We start from the raw sequence: 16,632 nt of genomic DNA on the forward strand, positions 1-16,632 counted from the left end.
GTACAAGGAGGGAGCAAGGTGAGACACCATCTGCGCCGCGCTCTGGTCATGGTGGCGGCCATCGTCACCGCCATGGTCTGCGCCGGCACGGGTCAGGCGATGGCGGCCGACACCCCCTACAAGGTGCTCGTGTTCTCCAAGACCGCCGGATTCCGGCACGACTCGATCCCCGCGGGGATCCAGGCCGTCCGCGACCTCGGCGCGGGCAACAACTTCACCGTCGACGCGACCGAGGACGCGGCCGCGTTCACCACCGGCAACCTCGCCCAGTACGCGGCCGTGATCTTCCTGAGCACCACCGGCGACGTGCTGAACGCCGCCCAGCAGACGGCCTTCGAGTCCTACATCGCCTCGGGCAAGGGGTACGTGGGCGTCCACGCCGCCGCCGACACCGAGTACGACTGGCCGTTCTACGGCAACCTGGTGGGCGCCTGGTTCTCCTCCCACCCGGCGATCCAGCAGGCCAATGTCCGGGTGACGGACCGTGCGCACGCCGCCACCGCCACCCTGCCGGCGACCTGGACCCGCACCGACGAGTGGTACAACTACCGGACCAACCCGCGCGCCTCGGCCCGCGTGCTGGCCACCCTGGACGAGGGTTCGTACTCCGGCGGCACCATGGGTGCCGACCACCCGATTGTCTGGTGCAAGACCTACGGCGGCGGGCGCTCGTTCTACACCGGCGGCGGCCACACCATCGCCTCCTTCGCCGAGGCGCCCTTCCGGGCCCACCTGCTCGGCGGCATCCGTTACGCGGCCGGCAAGACCAAGGCCGACTGCCGTCCCGAGTCCGGCTACACCACGCTGTACAACGGGTCGACGACCGGCTGGTCCCAGGCCGGGCCCGGCGGGTTCACCAACGCCGACGGCGCCCTGACCTCCTTCGGCGGCCTCGGCATGCTGTGGTACTCGGCCAAGGAGTTCGCCTCCTACTCCCTGAAGCTCGACTGGAAGATGCCGGGCGACGACAACTCCGGCGTGTTCATCGGCTTCCCGCCCAGCGGCGACCCGTGGTCGGCGGTGAACAACGGCTACGAGATCCAGATCGACGCCACCGACACCCCCGACAGGACGACCGGCTCGGTCTACGGGTTCAAGTCCGCCGACCTCGCCGCCCGGGACGCCGCCCTCAACCCGCCCGGCGAGTGGAACACCTACGAGCTGCTGGTCGAGGGCGAGCGCGTGCAGGTCTTCCTGAACGGCACCAAGATCAACGACTTCACCAACGCCGACCCGGTCCGCAGCCTGCGCCAGGGCCACATCGGCATCCAGAACCACGGCGACGGCGACGACGTCTCGTTCCGCAACGTCCGGATCAAGGAACTCGGCGCGCCGCCGCCCACCCGGACCGGCCCGATCAGGGGCCTGGCGAACAAGTGCCTGGACGTCGCCGGCTCCGGCACCGCCGACGGCACCAAGGTGCAGCTCTACACCTGCAACGGCACCGGGGCCCAGCAGTGGACGACCGGCAACGGCCAGACGATCAGGGCGCTCGGCAAGTGCCTGGACGTCTCGGCCTCCGGCACCGCCAACGGCACCAAGGTGCAGCTCTACACCTGCAACGGCACCGGCGCGCAGAACTGGGCGCCGCAGAGCGACGGCACGGTGCGCAACCCGCAGTCCGCCAAGTGCCTGGAGATCGCCGGCAACAACTCCGCCGACGGCACCCAGGCCCAGATCTGGGACTGCGTCGCCGGGGCCGCCAACCAGAAGTGGGTGCTGCCGTAGGAAGCGGTTGATCCACCGAGCGATCTCGCGCGTACCTCCCTTGTGGGCGCGCACAGGTAGCACAAGGCATGGAGAACGTGAGGCGGGACCGCGACGCCGACCGGCCCCGTCTCCGCGCCCCGTCCGGCCCCGGGCACCACGTTCCCCGGGCGTGCCGCGGTGACGCCGACACCGCGAGCGCCCGGGTGGGTCCGGGCGGACGGGGTGATCCAGGGTTCCCCGCGTCCCGGCGCGCCCCCCGGCGCCGGGCCGCGGGGACGTCCCGGCACGCCCGGGACCCGTGACGCGATCTCGGCAGGTGAGCGCCTGACACGTCTTCCGGCGGCGGCCGACTACTCTTTGACGGGCAGGCACACCGACGTGAGAGAGATCATGAAGACCTTCGAAGAGCTGTTCGCCGAGCTGTCGGACAAGGCGCGCACCCGCCCCGCGGGGTCGGGCACCGTCGCGGCCCTGGACGCCGGTGTCCACGCCATCGGCAAGAAGGTCGTCGAGGAGGCCGCCGAGAGCTGGATGGCGGCCGAGCACGAGTCGGCCGACCGCGCCGCCGAAGAGATCTCCCAGCTCCTCTACCACGTGCAGGTCCTGATGATCGCCCGGGGCATCGGGCTCGACGAGGTCTACAAGCATCTCTAGGCCGGGTCCCTCCCGGCCTTCGCCGACCGGCCTCGTCTCTCCGATCCGAAGGAATCTCCGTAAGCCATGCTGCGCATAGCCGTACCGAACAAGGGCGTTCTCACCGAGGCCGCCCAGACCATCCTCAAGGAGGCGGGCTACCGCCCCCGCAGGGACTCGAAGGAGCTCGTCGTCGTCGACCCCGACAACGACTGCGAGCTGTTCTTCCTGCGTCCCCGCGACATCGCCGTCTACGTCGGCGAGGGCACGCTCGACGCCGGCATCACCGGCCTGGACATGCTGTTCGACTCCGGTGCCCCCGCCGAGGAGGTCATGCCGCTCGGGTTCGGCGCCTCCACCTTCCGGCTCGCCGCCAAGCCGGGCGCGTTCTCCTCGATCAAGGACCTCGAGGGCATGCGCGTGGCCACGTCCTACGCCGGCCTGCTCGGCAAGCACCTCGCCGAGGTCGGCGTCGAGGCCCGGGTGATCAAGCTGGACGGCGCGGTCGAGACCGCGATCCGCCTCGGGGTCGCCGACGCCGTGGCCGACGTCGTCGAGACCGGCACCACCCTGCGCAACGTCGGGCTGGAGGTCTTCGGCGACCCGATCGCCCACTCCCAGGCCGTGCTGATCAAGCAGGTCGGCGCCGAGGAGACCAACGGCGTCCGCCAGCTCGTCCGGCGGTTGCAGGGCGTCATCGTCGCCCGCGACTACGTCATGATCGACTACGACATCCGGGCCGAGCGCATCGACGAGGCCATCGCGATCACCCCCGGCATGGAGGGGCCCACGGTGTCGCCGCTGCACCGCGAGGGCTGGGTCGCGGTCCGCGCGATGGTCCCCCGCAAGGGCCACCAGCAGGTCATGGACCAGCTCTGGGAGATCGGCGCCAAGGCGGTCCTCGCCACGGCCATCTTCGCCTGCCGCATCTGACCCCACCGGCCCGAGCCTGCGCGCCCGCCCCGAGGGGCGGGCGCTCCTCCACCGATCGGCGCGTCCACTGCCGCCGCCGGCCGGAGGAGGGTCGCGGAGGCCTCCGGCAACTCGGTGTAGTCAGCCTGCTACGCTTCGGATACCCTTGGTCGCGGCCCCTCCGACCATGGTGGGCGTCTCTCGAGTACCCCCTCTCGAACTGGAGACACACCCATGTCAAGTGATCAGCTCAGCGTCGAGACCCGGCGTGGCGTCGACAGGCTTCTGCGGTTCTCCGGGAACGTCGGCGGGCTGAACGAGGACGACGTGCTGGCCGTCCTGCGCGAGGCGGGCATCACCACGCTGGAGTCCCTGGTCCGGCACGCCCTGGCGGTGCCGCCACCCGCCGAGCCCGAGCCCCTCGGCTCCACCGGCCTCCTCGCGCCCGTCCGGGCGGACGCCGGCCCGCCGTCCGCGCTGGTGTCGCACCGGGTGCCGCAGGTGGCCGTGGTCGTCGACGGCGTCGAGTACGACCCGGCGGACGTCACGCGCTTCGACGGCCAGGTGCTGACCTTCGTGGCCGACGGTTCCCCCGATCGCGTGCTGGCCTTCACCGACGACCGGCCGCTGCGCATGGCGATATGGGCGGCCACGGCACTCGGCCGGTCGAGCGCCGGCACCACCACGCCCGGTGAGATGCGCGCCGGCCCTCGGCCGCCCACGATCGGTGAGGTGCAGATGTTCGAGCACCACTTCTACGGCGGTGACTGGTTCTGGCTGGGCGCCAAGCGCGGCTGGCCCGACCTGACCCGGGTCAGGCACGGCTCCTGGCCCGGCTCCGACTGGAACGACACCATCAGCTCGATCGGCGCGACCAACTGCCTGGTCTTCTACTACGAGCACATCAACTACGGCGGCATCAGGCTGTACGGCACCCCGGGCATCGACATACCCGACCTGGGCCGCATCGGCTGGAACGACCGCATCTCCTCGGTCGCCAACTACGGCCCCATCGGGGGCTGACCACGGCCCCCCCGCGGAACGCCGCCGGGCCCTTGCGGGCCGAGGTCCCGGCACGGCCTTCGCCCGGTCACGCGGCGGAGCGGCCGTGCCGCGGCCCGGCTGACACGGCCGGCTGACACGGGCCTGGTGCGGCCCACCTCCGGCCAGGTGAAGATCTTCGGGCGCGCCCCCGGCGAGGCGGTGGCGGCCGGCGAGATCGGCGCCATGCTCCAGGAGGGCGCGCTGTATCCCCGAGCTGACCGTGCGCGAGCCGGCCGACTTCGTCCGCCGCCGCGCTGAGCGCCGGCCGGAACCCGCTGTCGGCGCGCGAGCGCGACGTGCTGACCGCGGCCTCGGACGGCTCCACGATCGGGGACATCGCCCGGCGGCTGCACCTGTCGGAGGGCACCGTCCGCAACTACCTGTCCGCGGCGATCCAGAAGACCCACGCCCGCAACCGCATCGAGGCCGTGCAGCGCGCCGAGGCCCAGGGCTGGCTCTGAGGACGCCGGCGCCGCGGGGACCGGGCGCCGCGCCGGTCGGGCCGGGGCGGTCAGAAGGTGATCGTCCATCCCTCCCGGGCGGCCTGTTCGGCGGTGTAGGCGACGCCGTGGACCTTCAGCCCGGCCGGGTCCAGCAGGGTGATCGCGCCGCCCTTGTTGCCGAGCCCGAACCCCTCGCCGGCGGGCACCACCAGGGTCGCGCCCGGGGCCAGCGGCCCGGGGGGCAGCGTCATGCCGTTTCCGGCGCGGTCGGCGAGTCGCCACCCGGCCAGGTCGACCGGGTCGGGCGAGGCGTTGAGCAGCGTGACGGTCTCGTGCTCGGGCGCCGGGCCGAGGGGGTTGGCCAGCGCCGCGATGATCCGCACCACTTCCTCGCCGGTGGACGGGCGGGCCGGAGTGGAGACGAGGGCGTGCCCGGTCACGTCGTCGGTGTGCCAGGCCTGGGACTGGAACGCCAGGAAGACGGCGACCCACCGCGACTCGGCGGGAAGGTGCACCAGCAGGGCGCCGTCCTGCCACACGTGGTCGTCGGCGCGGAACCGGCCGCTGTTGCCCTGGTTCATGTGCACGTCGTGCACGCCGTTGCCGGGCACGAACCCGAAGATCTTGTCCGGGGTCCTCGGCTCCGGCCCCCAGCGTTCCCCGAGGACGTACACCCCGGCGCCGGGGTCGCCGATCGCCCGCTGGACGTAGTGGTCGAGCCGGTCGGCCAGGTCGTTGTCCTCGCCGGGCAGGTCCGGCGGCAGCGGGCGCATGAGCGCCGGGTCGAACAGGTTGCCCCGGATGAAGTCCGCCGCGGCCCCGCCCGGGGCGCTGGGCAGGGACGTCCATCCGCTGCCCCCGGGCGGCAGCGCCGCGGTGAGCGGGTGGCGGAAGTCCTCCACCGCCGCGTACAGCAGCTCGGAGGGCGCCTGCTGGGACAGGACGTTCACCGCCGCCCGGTAGGCCGTGCCGGCGTCGTCCACCAGGTGGATCTGATAGTGCGGTGTGTCGCCGCCGCCCTCCCTGCGCCGGGCCACCGCCCGGCCGGCGAGCACACCATAAGACTTGAGCGGCATCGCGAACCCCTTCCAAGGGAGCGGAACGTGCCCGCGCCGCCCCCGTCGCCCCCCGCGCCCCCCGGCGCGCCAGGAGCAGGGTAACGCCGGGCAGGTCCCGCATCCATTCCCGGCGGGCCGCGACACGCGGGGCCGGGCCGGAAACGGCGCGAGAGGTCCGTCCGGCCGGACGCGGCGCCCTCGGCCGCGTCGTCAGCGGCGGCCCGGGCGCAGGTCGGCGACGTGGCGGATCAGGTCGCCGACGTGGACCACCCCCATGCACCGTCCCACCTCGTCCACCACCACCAGGTCGTCATAGACCCGCGAGCCGTCCCTGCCCGCGAGCTGCATGGCCGCGATCGCGGGCGTCGTCTTCGGCACGACGCGCGGCGCGTCGGCCAGGCGGTGGGCGGGCTTCTTGGCGTGCAGGGCGTGGCCGTAGGGCCCGGCGATGGACAGCAGGAAGCGGCTGCGCTCCACGCTGCCCCGGGGCCGCTGGTACTCGTCCACCAGGATGACGCTGGTGATCGACGGCTCGGTGCCGAGCGCGTCCACCACGTCCTCGGCCGTCGCGTCCAGCCGAAGGGTGACCGCGGGCATGAGGAACTCCTGCACCCGCGGGCCGAGGTCGATCATGGAGGGCTCGGCGGCCGGGGCCGGCACCGGCAGGGGGACGTGCACACGGCCGTGCGAGGGGCGCCAGTCGGGCGGGGCGAGCAGCGGGCCCTGGGCGAGCCTGATGCCCCAGCCGCGGAGCATGGTGAGCTGCGTCTCCTCGCGCACGCGCGGCGCCAGCACGTGGATGCCGATGCCCTTGGCCATCTGGGCGACGGCCTCCCCGAGGGCGTTGCGCCGCGGGTCGCGGGGGATGCGGTCCACCAGATCGGGGGACAGGACGGCCGCGTACGGCGAGGCGTCGGCGACGAGGTCCAGGGGCATGTGCGTGGTGCCGAGGCCGCCCAGCGCCACCAGGTAGCCGATGGTCCGCAGGCCCTCGACGCCGACCAGCAGCGCCTGGCGGTACTCGGGGGGGAAGTCGCCCGAGACGACCAGGATGACCTCGCGGGGCCGCCGGCGCGTGGCGCGCATCGCCTCGTGCAGCGGCGCCATGGCGGCGGAGCCCTCGATCACGGCGCCCGACGCCACGGTCAGGAGGAGGGGCAGCAGCGCCTCCTCGCGCGCGGCCGCGTAGGCGGCGGCCACGGCGGAGGAGATGTCCCGGGAGAACCCGGGAGGCGTGACGCCGGCGACGGCCTCGACGGCGATCACTCCGCCGGTGTCGAGGTCGACGATCGGCTGGAATGCGGCAGAGCCGCCGGAGGCCTGGCGGTGGGGGGCGTCGGCGGCGGGGAGTTCCGGGGGTGAAGCGGCCGGAGAGGTGGACCTGGGGACCGTCACACGGCGATTGTCGTGCGGTTTCAGCAGGAACTACCGCCCAGAAGGGCGAATTCACCCACATTTCCGCTCTCGTTGTAAGGGAAGTTCTTCTTTACAGGAAGTCCGGAACGATGTCACCGTTCGTGACCATGAGCGCTGCCCCGAGGGCCCTCGTCCCCCCCTCCCCGAGCCGCCCGGGGCCGCGTGGACCCGGCCCTCGGTAAGGTGTGCGGGCGGCGCCCGGGGTTCCCCCGGGCCCGGGAGGAGGAGATCGTGACGTCACGTCCCGCGGCGGGAGGCGGGCGGTGGGTGTCGGTCGTCCCCGAGCGCCTGGCGGGCTGGGCGCAGGGGTTCGCCGGACGCCACGGCCCCGTCGTGGCCGTCGCGGACGGTGACGTCGTGCGGCTGCGCGCCGAGGACGGCGCCCTGGCCGAGTGCCATGTGCCGTTCCCTCCGCTGTCCGCGCCAGGCGACCCCGAGGCGGAGGGCGGCCCCGTGGGGGACCTGGTGGCGCACGCGGCCCGGGAGCGGCGCGTCGGGGTGCTGCTCGTGCGCCTGGGCGGGTACGCGGCCGGCGTGTTCGAGGGCGAGCGCCTGGTGGTCTCCAAGGTCGGGTCCCGGCAGGTCCACGGGCGCAGCGCCGCCGGAGGCTGGTCCCAGCAGCGCTTCGCCCGGCGCAGGCAGAAGCAGGCGAGCGAGGCGCTGGGGGCGGCGGCCGAGGTCGCCGCCCGGGTGCTCGGCCCGCACGTCCCCGACCTGGACGCCGTCGTCCTCGGCGGCGACCGGCGCGCGGCCGACGCGCTGCGCGAGGACCGCAGGCTCGCCGCCGTCTTCGCGCTCGCGTCCGGGCCGTTCCTGGACGTCCCCGACCCCCGGCTGGCCGTGCTCAAGGAGACGCCCCAGAGGTTCCGGGCGGTGCGCATCCGCGTCGTCGACCCGGAGGGCTGAGCCCGGCCGGCCTCAGGTGGCGAGCGGGAGGCGCAGGACGAAACGCGCGCCGCCGGTGTCGGACTCCTCGACGTGGATGGCCCCCCCGTTTCCCCGGACGATCTCCTGCGTGATCGCCAGCCCGAGGCCGGTGCCCGGCCCGTCGCGCTCCGGGCGGACGCCAAGCCGGGTGAACCGCTCGAAGATCCGCCGCCGGTCGGCCTCCGGCACCCCCTCGCCGTCGTCGGACACCGCGAGCAGCGCGGCGCCGCCCTGCCGCCGCACCTCGACGTCCACCGTCTTGCTGGCGTAGCGCTGGGCGTTGTCCAGCACGTTGACGAGAGCCCGCCTCATCTCGGAGGGCACGGCCTCCACGATCACGCCCGAGCCGACCTTGAGGCCGACCTGGCACCGGTCCAGCCGCTCGGACACCTCCTGCCGCACGCACTCGCCGAGGTCGAACCGCTCGCGCCGCCCCGGGCGCCCCGCCCGGGTCCGCGCCAGCGCCAGCAGGTCCGTGACCATGGCCTCCAGGCGGTCGACGCACGGCAGCAGCCGGGTCGCCAGGGACGGCACGTCGGCCTGGCCGGGGTACATGAGCGCGTCCTCCAGCTCCGCCCGGAGCGCGGTGATCGGGGAACGGATCTCGTGGGAGACGTCCGAGGTGAAACGGCGCTCCTGGGAGAGCATTTCCAGGGTGACGTTGAGGTTGCGGACGAGCTCGGTGATCTCCTCGGGGTCGCGCTCCTGAGGGATGCTGCCGCCGGCGTCGCCCTCGTTGAGCGCGGCGAGTTCGGCCGAGACGGCGGCCACCCGCCGCAGCGCCTTCCTCCGGAACGCCCGGCCGGCCAGGGAGGCGGCGGTGACGGCGGCGACCGCCGGGAGGCGTGCGGCCGCCACGCAGGCGACCCGCGAGAGCGCGCCCACGCCCGAGACGCCGCCCGTGCGGCCCGCACGGGCGTCAGGGTGGTTACGCCCCCGCCTCATGTGGTCGCATGACGGCGACCGCGTGTGCCAGATGCCCACAAATGCCCCCCGTTCGCGAGGTACCGGCCGTCCCGCTCCCCGGAACCGTCCGGAGGGACCTCCTGCCTGGTCGCGACGCGGGAGACCGCGAGGGCACGGCACCTGCCTCCGCGGTGGGGCGCCAGTGTGGCAGGCTGGCGTCTCCGTTCAACAACTCTACGTCCCCGACCGGACTGACCTGCGACAACGTGGTCTGTGGGCATCCGGTGGCGGGCGGGCGGCGCGCTCGGTCTCCGGTTCCCGAGCCACTCCGCGGCGGGTGGCCCGCCCGGCGGGCACCGGGTACGGGCCTCCGGAGGGGCGCGGGCCTTACACTAGGCCTATGCGCACTCCCGATTGATCGGCGCACTCACACGGAGGCGGGCCGGGCCCGTCTCGCGGCACCCGTGCTCTTTTCCGAAAGCACGTTCCTCCAATCTCGTTCCCCGCTCTGGGAGTGTTCCCTCATCATGATCATCGCGTCCGACATCGAACTGCGCGCCGGCTCCCGTCTGCTCATCGAAGGGGCGTCCTTCCGCGTCAACCCGGGCGACCGCATCGGCCTGGTGGGCCGCAACGGCGCCGGCAAGACCACGCTGTGCAAGGTGCTCGCGGGCGAGGGCCTGCCCGCCGCCGGCACCGTCGGCACCACAGGCAGCGTCGGCTACCTTCCCCAGGATCCCCGCACGGGCGACCTCTCGGTGCTCGCCTCGGACCGCATTCTCTCCGCCCGCGGCCTGGACGAGGTGCTGCGGGAGCTGCGCGAGGCCGAGGGGGGCATGGCCTCGGCCGACGACCGCGTCCGCGACCGCGCGGTCCGCGCGTACGGCCGCCTGGAGGACCGGCTGCACGTCCTCGGCGGGTACGCGGCGGAGGCCGAGGCGGCGTCGATCGCCTCCAGCCTGGGCCTGCCCGACCGGGTGCTCAAGCAGCCCCTCGAAACCCTGTCCGGCGGTCAGCGGCGGCGGGTCGAGCTGGCCCGCATTCTCTTCAGCGGGGCGGAGACTCTCCTGCTTGACGAGCCGACAAACCACCTCGATGCAGACTCAATCGGGTGGCTTCGTGATTTTTTACGATCCCACCAGGGCGGCTTGATCATTATTAGCCACGATGTCGGGCTTCTTGAAGCGACGGTCAACCGCGTCCTGCACCTCGACGCCAACCGCTGCGTCGTCGACACCTACAACGTCGGCTGGACCGCCTATCTCGCCCAGCGCGAGAGCGACGAGCGCCGCAGGAAGAGGGAGCGCGCCAACGCCGAGCGCCAGGCGTCCCAGCTTCTCTCCCAGGCCGACCGCATGCGCGCCAAGGCGACCAAGGCCAAGGCCGCGCAGGACATGGAGCGGCGGGCCAGGCGCCTGCTGTCCGGCGTGGAGGAGGAGCGGCGTCACGACAAGGTCGCCAAGCTGCGCTTCCCCGATCCCGCCCCCTGCGGCCGCACCCCGCTGACGGCGACCGGCCTGTCGAAGTCCTACGGCTCGCTGGAGGTCTTCACCGACGTGGACGCCGCCGTGGACCGGGGCAGCCGGGTCGTCGTGCTCGGCCTCAACGGCGCCGGCAAAACCACGCTGCTGCGCATGCTGGGCGGCCTGGAGAAGCCCGACACCGGCGAGGTCCGCCCCGGTCACGGCCTCAAGCTGGGCTACTACGCCCAGGAGCACGAGACCCTGGACGGCGAGCGCACCGTGCTGGAGAACATGCGCTCCGCCGGTCCCGACGTGCCCGACGTCGGCCTGCGCAAGGTGCTCGGCTCGTTCCTGTTCTCGGGTGACGATGCCGACAAGCCCGCCTCGGTCCTGTCCGGAGGGGAGAAGACCCGCCTGGCCCTGGCCACACTGGTGCTTTCGAGCGCCAACGTCCTGCTGCTGGACGAACCTACTAACAACCTGGACCCGATCAGCCGCGATCAAGTACTTTCAGCTCTAAGGTCCTATTCTGGGGCAATTGTCCTCGTTACTCATGATGAGGGTGCCGTAGAGGCTCTGCGACCGGATAGGGTGATCTTGCTACCGGACGGAGTGGAAGACGCGTGGAGCGATGAATTTTCCGATCTTGTGGCACTTGCCTGATCTTAATTTGAGCGGGTACGGATCTTTTCCCGTGGAGTAGGTAGCCGATCCGGCTGAAATGACTGATCATGGCGTGAGTAACGCTGCGGAAGTCTGGCACTACAGGAGGTACTCGTGGCCGAGACTCTGAAGAAGGGCACCCGGGTGACCGGAGCCGACCGTGAAAAGCTGGCCGCCGACCTAAAGAAGCGCTACGCCGCGGGTGAGAGCATCCGCGCGCTGGCCGCTTCCACCGGCAGGTCGTACGGGTTCATCCACCGCATCCTCAGCGAGTCCGGCGTGACTCTGCGCGGGCGCGGCGGGGCGACCCGGGGCAAGTCGAAGCGCTAGAAGCGGCCGCCTCGGAACGCGCGACCGCAGCCGCTCGTCCTGTTCGTCCGTGGCCGTCCCGCGTCCACCGGTAGAATCCGATTCTGGAACCACCGGGGCCGGAGGCCGCGACTTCACGAACGGAGCGAGCGATGCCGGAAGCGACGGCTGGGGGGAGTGCGGCGGCGATCTCGGCGAGCGAGGGCGCCGGACCGGGCACGAACGGAACGCGGAGGCGTTCGGAGGGTGTGCGCGGCGAGGCTGACAGGGCCCTCGGCAGCGAGGAGCTCGCGGAGATCGGCATGCGCTTCGAGGTGGACGGCGAGATCGCGACGATCACATTGGACCGGCCGGACAAGCGGAACGCCCAGACGTTCGCCACCTGGTCGGCCCTGGCTCGGATCGGCAGCACGCTGCCCGGGCACGTGCGCGTCGTCGTGGTCAGAGGCGAGGGGCCGTCCTTCTCAGCGGGCATAGACCTGCGAATGTTCACTCCGGAGGGAGTGCCGGGGCAGGGCTCGTTCGCGTCCGTGGCCGCGCTCGACTCCGACGCGTTCGAAAGGCGGATCCAGGAGGCCCAGCAGGGGTTCCTGTGGTTGCGCCGGCCGGACATCGTGTCGATCGCGGCGGTTCAGGGACACGCGATCGGGGCCGGATTCCAACTGGCCCTGTCCTGCGACCTGCGGATCCTCGCCGAAGACGCCAGATTCTGCATGAAGGAGCCCGCGCTCGGGCTCGTCCCCGACCTCACCGGCACCAAGCCGCTGGTCGATATCGTGGGCGTGGCCAGAGCCGTGGAGATCTGCCTCACGGCCCGCGTCGTCGAGGCCGGGGAGGCGCTGAGGCTCGGGCTCGCCGAGCAGGTCGTCCCGCGCGAGGACCTGGAGGCGGCGACCGCGAAGCTGGCGTCCGCCCTGCTCACGACCGACAGGGCCGCCGCAGCGGCGACCAAGCGGCTGCTGAGGGGCGCGCCGCGCCGCTCGCTGGAGGAGCAGGCCGCGGCCGAGCGCGCGGAGCAGGTGGTGCGCGTGCAGACGCTGTTCGCCGCGTCCGCCGCCCCTGAGCGGTGAAGAGGAACCAGCGGGGCCCCGCCTGACCCGGGGCGCCCGGCGCCCGGACCCCCTGAGATGATCGTTCGCCGTGAGCTGATCGGGGAATGGTGCGACCGGAGCGCGTGCTTCGCCGAAGAAGAAGACGGGCGAACGGGGAGAGGACCGGCGAAACACCACGATGTCGATGCTGGGCGGGGGATACGGGCCCCAGGTGATGCGGTCCCTGCGGCGGGACAGCTCCGTGACCAAGGAGCGGTTGACGCCCGGCACCGTGCCGCGCATCGCCCGGTACGCCAGGCCCTACCGCTGGCACATCGCCGCGTTCCTGGCGCTCGTCGTGCTCGACGCGGCGATCGTGATCGCCAACCCGCTCCTGCTGAAGGCGATCATCGACCAGGGCATCGTCCCGCGCCGCACCGACATCGTCATCCGGCTGTCGGCCATGATCGCGGGGCTCGCCGTGGTGGACGCCGCGCTCGGGCTCGTGCAGCGGTGGTTCTCCTCGCGCATCGGCGAAGGCCTGATCTACGACCTGCGCACCGAGGTCTTCGACCACGTGCAGCGCATGCCGGTGGCGTTCTTCATGCGCGCCCAGACCGGCGCGCTGGTCTCCCGGCTGAACAGCGACGTCATCGGCGCCCAGCGGGCGCTGACCAGCACGCTCTCGGCCGTCGTGTCCAACGTCGTGAGCCTCGTCATGGTGCTCGGCGCGATGCTGCTGCTGTCGTGGCAGGTGACGCTGGTCGCGCTCGTCCTGCTGCCGGTCTTCGTCTTCCCCGCCCGCTGGGTGGGGCGCCGCATGTCCGGGCTGACCCGCGAGCAGATGCAGCTCGACGCCGAGATGAGCTCGGTGATGACCGAGCGGTTCAACGTCGCCGGCGCCATGGTCGCCAAGCTGTACGGGCGGCCCGGCGACGAGGCCGCGCACTTCGGCGAGCGCGCCGGGCGCGTGCGCGACGTCGGCATCACGGTCGGCATGTACGCCACGGTGTTCCGGGTGGCCCTCGGCCTGGTGGCCGCGCTGGCCACCGCCCTGGTGTACGGCGCGGGCGGCATCCTCGTGGTCGACGGCGCCTTCCCGATCGGCACGCTGGTCGCGCTCGCGGCGATGCTCATGCGCCTGTACGGGCCGCTGACCAGCCTGTCCAACGTCCACGTCGACATCATGACCGCGCTGGTCAGCTTCGACCGCGTCTTCGAGGTGCTGGACCTGCGGCCTATGGTGGCCGAGAGCCCGGACGCCCGGCCGGTGCCGGAAGGGCCGGTCACGATCGAGTTCGACGACGTCCGCTTCCAGTACCCCTCGGCCGAGGAGGTCTCGCTGGCCTCGCTGGAGTCGGTGGCCCGCCCCGACACCGGGCCGAGCCAGGAGGTGCTCAAGGGGGTGAGCTTCATCGCCGCGCCCGGGGAGCTGATCGCGCTGGTGGGGCACTCCGGCGCGGGCAAGACCACGATCACCTCGCTCGTCTCCCGGCTGTACGACGTCACCGGCGGCGCGGTGCGGGTCAACGGCGTGGACGTGCGCGAGGCCACCCTGGGCTCCCTGCGCGACACGATCGGCGTCGTGATGCAGGACGCCCACCTGTTCCACGACACCATCGGCGCCAACCTGCGGTACGCCCGGCCCGGCGCGAGCGACGAGGAGATCTGGGAGGCGCTGCACGCCGCGCAGATCGGCGAGCTGATCGAGGCGCTGCCCGAGGGCCTGGACACCGTCGTCGGCGACCGCGGCTACCGGCTCTCCGGCGGCGAGAAGCAGCGGGTCGCGCTGGCCCGGCTCCTGCTGAAGGCGCCGCACGTGGTGGTGCTGGACGAGGCCACGGCGCACCTGGACTCGGAGTCCGAGGCCGCGGTCCAGCGGGCGCTGAAGACCGCGCTGGCCGGCCGGACGTCCCTGGTGATCGCCCACCGGCTCTCGACGATCCGCGAGGCGGACACGATCCTGGTCGTCCAGGACGGCCGGGTGGTCGAGCGCGGCCGTCACGACGACCTGCTCGCCCGGGGCGGCGCCTACGCCGAGCTGTACCGCACGCAGTTCGAGCACCAGCGATGAGCGCCGGCCGGGCCCGGTTCAGGGGGCGCCGGTCAGGGGGCGCCGGTCACAGGTAGCCGAGCCGCACCAGCTCGTCCTTGGCGATCTTCTCCACCAGCGCGGCCTGCGGCGGCTCGAGCCCGGTGCGCCACGCCCCGACCCGCGGCGCCGCCGCGCCGTACAGGGCCACCGTCGAGACCCGGGACTCCACGAATTCCGAGACCGTGGCGATCGTCTCGGCGGGGGATGACGCCATGTCCTCGTACCGGACCGTGAGCAGCTGGTCGCGGGGCAGCTCCTGGCGCAGCGCGGCGCTCAGGCGGACGGCGCTGCGCCAGCGCAGCGCGCACTTGCCGGCCGCGTCCATGCGGGACCACTTGTCGCGGTGCTCGCCGGCGTTGACGCCGAGGAACGGGTTGGGGAACTCGGTCTCGTCGCTCAGCATGCCCGGGCGTGCCCACGCCATGGACGTGCGGTCGGCGAGCATGTCGGCGGCGACGTCCCTGCCGTCGCGGATGAACTGGACGAACCGCGCGTCGGGGAAGGCCTGTAGCAGTACGGGGGCGCTGTAGAGCAGGTCGGGGCTGGCGTCGCCGAACCGCACGACGGTGCCGGGGGAGGCGCACGGCCCCACCCCGGTGACGGCCCCGGCCTCCCGGCAGGCCGCCGGGCACTCGGCGCAGGCGCCGGGGACGATCTGCCAGGCCTCGGCGAGCGCGTCGCGCAGCACCCGTACCGCGCCGCCGCCCTTCCTGCGCATGATCGACGGCCGTCGCGCGAAGGCGTACACGACGTGGGCGACGGCCGCGCGGCCTATGGTGACGTGGAACCCCGGCGAGCGTTTCAGGGCACGGGCGAGCAGGTCCGCTCCGGAGTGCGGGGCGCCCAGCACGAACACCGGTCTGCGGACCTTGATGCCGTTGACCACGAGAATGTGGGGCGGGGGTCGCATAAGTGAGGACAGTCTGACACCCTTTGCGAGGTGAACGAACCGGCTACGCCCCGCCTCTCGGTGGTATATGGCGCCTGGGTAAGAGTATTCACCATGGCGGGCATATCCGCCGATTCGCGGCCTTGCGCGGCCGCCGGACCGGGTCGGGGGACGGGCCGGTGAGCGGCAGGCGCCTGTGGATCCCGTCCCGGCTGCGGCCGGGGGACAGGGTGGCGGTCGTCGCGCCCTCGGGGCCCGTCGACCCGGTCCGCCTGGCCCGCGGCCGCCAGGTGCTCACCGAGGCCGGCCTGGACGTCGTCGTCATGCCGAGGGTCATGCACCGGCGTGGGTACCTCGCGGGCTCGGACGCCGGCCGGGCGGCCGACCTGCAGGAGGCCTGGTGCGACCCGGCCTACCGCGCGGTGGTCTGCGCGCGGGGCGGGTACGGCGCCACCCGCCTGCTCGACCTGCTCGACTGGCAGGCGATGGAGGCCGCGCGTCCCAAGATCCTGCTGGGGTCCAGCGACATCACGGCCCTGCACCAGGCGTTCGCCGTCCGCCTCGGCGTGGCGAGCTGCTTCGGCCCGATGCCGGCCTGCGAGACCCTGAGCGACCCCGAGGGCCCCGACCGGGTGTCGCTCGACCACCTGTTCGCCTCGCTGTTCGAGACCGAGACGCCGGGCCCGATCGCGGGCGACCGCGTGATCGTCCCCGGCCGCGCCGAGGCCCCGCTCACCGGGGGCAACCTGGCGCTGCTCGCCTCCCTGTGCGGCACCCCGTACGCCCTGCGCGGGCAGGGGCGCGTCGTCCTGCTGGAGGACGTCGGCGAGGAGCCGTACCGCGTCGACCGCATGCTGACGCAGCTGGTCCAGGCCGGGTGCCTGGACGGCGCCGCGGGCATCGTCCTCGGCTCCTGGGTGGGCTGCGGCGACCCGATGCCGGTTCTCGTCGAGCGGCTGGCCCCGCTGGAGGTGCCCATGATCGCCGGTCTGCCGATCGGCCACGGGACACCACAGTTCACGGCCTGGATGGGAGCGGAAGCGGTTATTGATACGGAATCGTGCTCTTTGACTTGCCTGTTCCGCGACCCGGCCACGGCAATGTAGTCGCTGGTCCGGGGGATGACGGCGGTA

15 protein-coding genes are annotated in these 16,632 nt (G+C 72.7%); 11 read left to right on the forward strand and 4 right to left on the reverse strand.

Annotation, left to right across the window (positions count from 1 at the left end; all coding sequences use genetic code 11):
- Window positions 1-18: 18 nt before the first annotated feature.
- The 5 genes from DQ384_RS19010 (at window position 19) to DQ384_RS19030 (ending at window position 4,760) form a co-directional block, all read left to right on the forward strand.
- On the forward strand, window positions 19-1,728 hold the full coding sequence (locus DQ384_RS19010; protein ID WP_220183014.1) for a ThuA domain-containing protein: 1,710 nt from the start codon (window positions 19-21) through the stop codon (window positions 1,726-1,728).
- Between the two features lie 372 nt (window positions 1,729-2,100).
- Entirely contained in the window at window positions 2,101-2,364 is a 264-nt protein-coding gene (locus DQ384_RS19015) for a phosphoribosyl-ATP diphosphatase (protein ID WP_114030187.1), read from the forward strand.
- 66 nt (window positions 2,365-2,430) lie between these two features.
- Window positions 2,431-3,276 carry an ATP phosphoribosyltransferase gene (gene hisG, locus DQ384_RS19020; protein ID WP_114030188.1) on the forward strand — a complete coding sequence of 282 codons (846 nt, stop codon included), beginning with the start codon at window positions 2,431-2,433 and terminating at the stop codon, window positions 3,274-3,276.
- Window positions 3,277-3,489: 213 nt separating this feature from the next.
- Window positions 3,490-4,278, forward strand: coding sequence for a hypothetical protein (locus DQ384_RS19025; RefSeq protein ID WP_114030189.1), 789 nt, complete (start codon window positions 3,490-3,492; stop codon window positions 4,276-4,278).
- Window positions 4,279-4,574: 296 nt separating this feature from the next.
- Window positions 4,575-4,760 carry a response regulator transcription factor gene (locus tag DQ384_RS19030; RefSeq protein ID WP_281274081.1) on the forward strand — a complete coding sequence of 62 codons (186 nt, stop codon included), beginning with the start codon at window positions 4,575-4,577 and terminating at the stop codon, window positions 4,758-4,760.
- Window positions 4,761-4,810: 50 nt separating this feature from the next.
- Here the strand turns inward: DQ384_RS19030 and DQ384_RS19035 are convergent, their stop codons facing one another.
- On the reverse strand, window positions 4,811-5,818 hold the full coding sequence (locus tag DQ384_RS19035; protein WP_114030190.1) for a DUF2278 family protein: 1,008 nt from the start codon (window positions 5,816-5,818) through the stop codon (window positions 4,811-4,813).
- Between the two features lie 192 nt (window positions 5,819-6,010).
- Window positions 6,011-7,195, reverse strand: coding sequence for an EAL domain-containing protein (locus DQ384_RS19040; protein WP_114030191.1), 1,185 nt, complete (start codon window positions 7,193-7,195; stop codon window positions 6,011-6,013).
- Window positions 7,196-7,447: 252 nt separating this feature from the next.
- On the opposite strand from DQ384_RS19040, the gene DQ384_RS19045 reads away from it, so the two are divergent.
- Window positions 7,448-8,122 carry an acVLRF1 family peptidyl-tRNA hydrolase gene (locus DQ384_RS19045; RefSeq protein WP_114030350.1) on the forward strand — a complete coding sequence of 225 codons (675 nt, stop codon included), beginning with the start codon at window positions 7,448-7,450 and terminating at the stop codon, window positions 8,120-8,122.
- 12 nt (window positions 8,123-8,134) lie between these two features.
- Here the strand turns inward: DQ384_RS19045 and DQ384_RS19050 are convergent, their stop codons facing one another.
- A complete protein-coding gene (locus DQ384_RS19050) occupies window positions 8,135-9,088 on the reverse strand; it encodes a sensor histidine kinase (RefSeq protein WP_147268822.1) in 954 nt (317 codons plus the stop codon).
- A gap of 488 nt (window positions 9,089-9,576) precedes the next feature.
- Between DQ384_RS19050 and DQ384_RS19055 the strand changes: the two genes are divergently transcribed.
- The 4 genes from DQ384_RS19055 (at window position 9,577) to DQ384_RS19070 (ending at window position 14,589) form a co-directional block, all read left to right on the forward strand.
- Window positions 9,577-11,175 (forward strand): ABC-F family ATP-binding cassette domain-containing protein, encoded by a 1,599-nt coding sequence (locus DQ384_RS19055; RefSeq protein WP_114030193.1) that lies wholly within the window; start codon window positions 9,577-9,579, stop codon window positions 11,173-11,175.
- Window positions 11,176-11,289: 114 nt separating this feature from the next.
- Complete coding sequence (locus DQ384_RS19060; RefSeq protein WP_093173121.1) at window positions 11,290-11,505, forward strand: helix-turn-helix domain-containing protein; 216 nt, start codon at window positions 11,290-11,292, stop codon at window positions 11,503-11,505.
- 281 nt (window positions 11,506-11,786) lie between these two features.
- On the forward strand, window positions 11,787-12,554 hold the full coding sequence (locus tag DQ384_RS19065; protein ID WP_245966621.1) for an enoyl-CoA hydratase/isomerase family protein: 768 nt from the start codon (window positions 11,787-11,789) through the stop codon (window positions 12,552-12,554).
- A 160-nt stretch (window positions 12,555-12,714) separates the two neighbouring features.
- Window positions 12,715-14,589, forward strand: a complete 1,875-nt coding sequence (locus DQ384_RS19070) for an ABC transporter ATP-binding protein (protein WP_114030195.1) — start codon at window positions 12,715-12,717, stop codon at window positions 14,587-14,589.
- A gap of 46 nt (window positions 14,590-14,635) precedes the next feature.
- Here DQ384_RS19070 and DQ384_RS19075 read toward each other — a convergent pair whose 3' ends face one another.
- Window positions 14,636-15,520 carry a sulfotransferase family protein gene (locus tag DQ384_RS19075; RefSeq protein WP_114030196.1) on the reverse strand — a complete coding sequence of 295 codons (885 nt, stop codon included), beginning with the start codon at window positions 15,518-15,520 and terminating at the stop codon, window positions 14,636-14,638.
- A gap of 158 nt (window positions 15,521-15,678) precedes the next feature.
- On the opposite strand from DQ384_RS19075, the gene DQ384_RS19080 reads away from it, so the two are divergent.
- Complete coding sequence (locus DQ384_RS19080) at window positions 15,679-16,605, forward strand: S66 peptidase family protein (protein ID WP_245966601.1); 927 nt, start codon at window positions 15,679-15,681, stop codon at window positions 16,603-16,605.
- The last annotated feature ends 27 nt before the right edge of the window (window positions 16,606-16,632 follow it).

The organism is Sphaerisporangium album (assembly GCF_003323745.1).
GTDB lineage: Bacteria > Actinomycetota > Actinomycetes > Streptosporangiales > Streptosporangiaceae > Sphaerisporangium > Sphaerisporangium album.

Excerpts from the sequence above, each read along its gene's own strand:
- DQ384_RS19065 (WP_245966621.1), top strand. The coding sequence starts at position 11,787 with ATGCGCTTCGAGGTGGACGGCGAGATCGCGACGATCACATTGGACCGG.
- DQ384_RS19015 (WP_114030187.1), top strand. The coding sequence starts at position 2,101 with ATGAAGACCTTCGAAGAGCTGTTCGCCGAGCTGTCGGACAAGGCGCGC.
- DQ384_RS19025 (WP_114030189.1), top strand. The coding sequence starts at position 3,490 with ATGTCAAGTGATCAGCTCAGCGTCGAGACCCGGCGTGGCGTCGACAGG.
- DQ384_RS19075 (WP_114030196.1), bottom strand. The coding sequence starts at position 15,520 with ATGCGACCCCCGCCCCACATTCTCGTGGTCAACGGCATCAAGGTCCGC.
- DQ384_RS19050 (WP_147268822.1), bottom strand. The coding sequence starts at position 9,088 with ATGAGGCGGGGGCGTAACCACCCTGACGCCCGTGCGGGCCGCACGGGC.
- DQ384_RS19070 (WP_114030195.1), top strand. The coding sequence starts at position 12,715 with ATGTCGATGCTGGGCGGGGGATACGGGCCCCAGGTGATGCGGTCCCTG.
- DQ384_RS19055 (WP_114030193.1), top strand. The coding sequence starts at position 9,577 with ATGATCATCGCGTCCGACATCGAACTGCGCGCCGGCTCCCGTCTGCTC.
- hisG (WP_114030188.1), top strand. The coding sequence starts at position 2,431 with ATGCTGCGCATAGCCGTACCGAACAAGGGCGTTCTCACCGAGGCCGCC.
- DQ384_RS19035 (WP_114030190.1), bottom strand. The coding sequence starts at position 5,818 with ATGCCGCTCAAGTCTTATGGTGTGCTCGCCGGCCGGGCGGTGGCCCGG.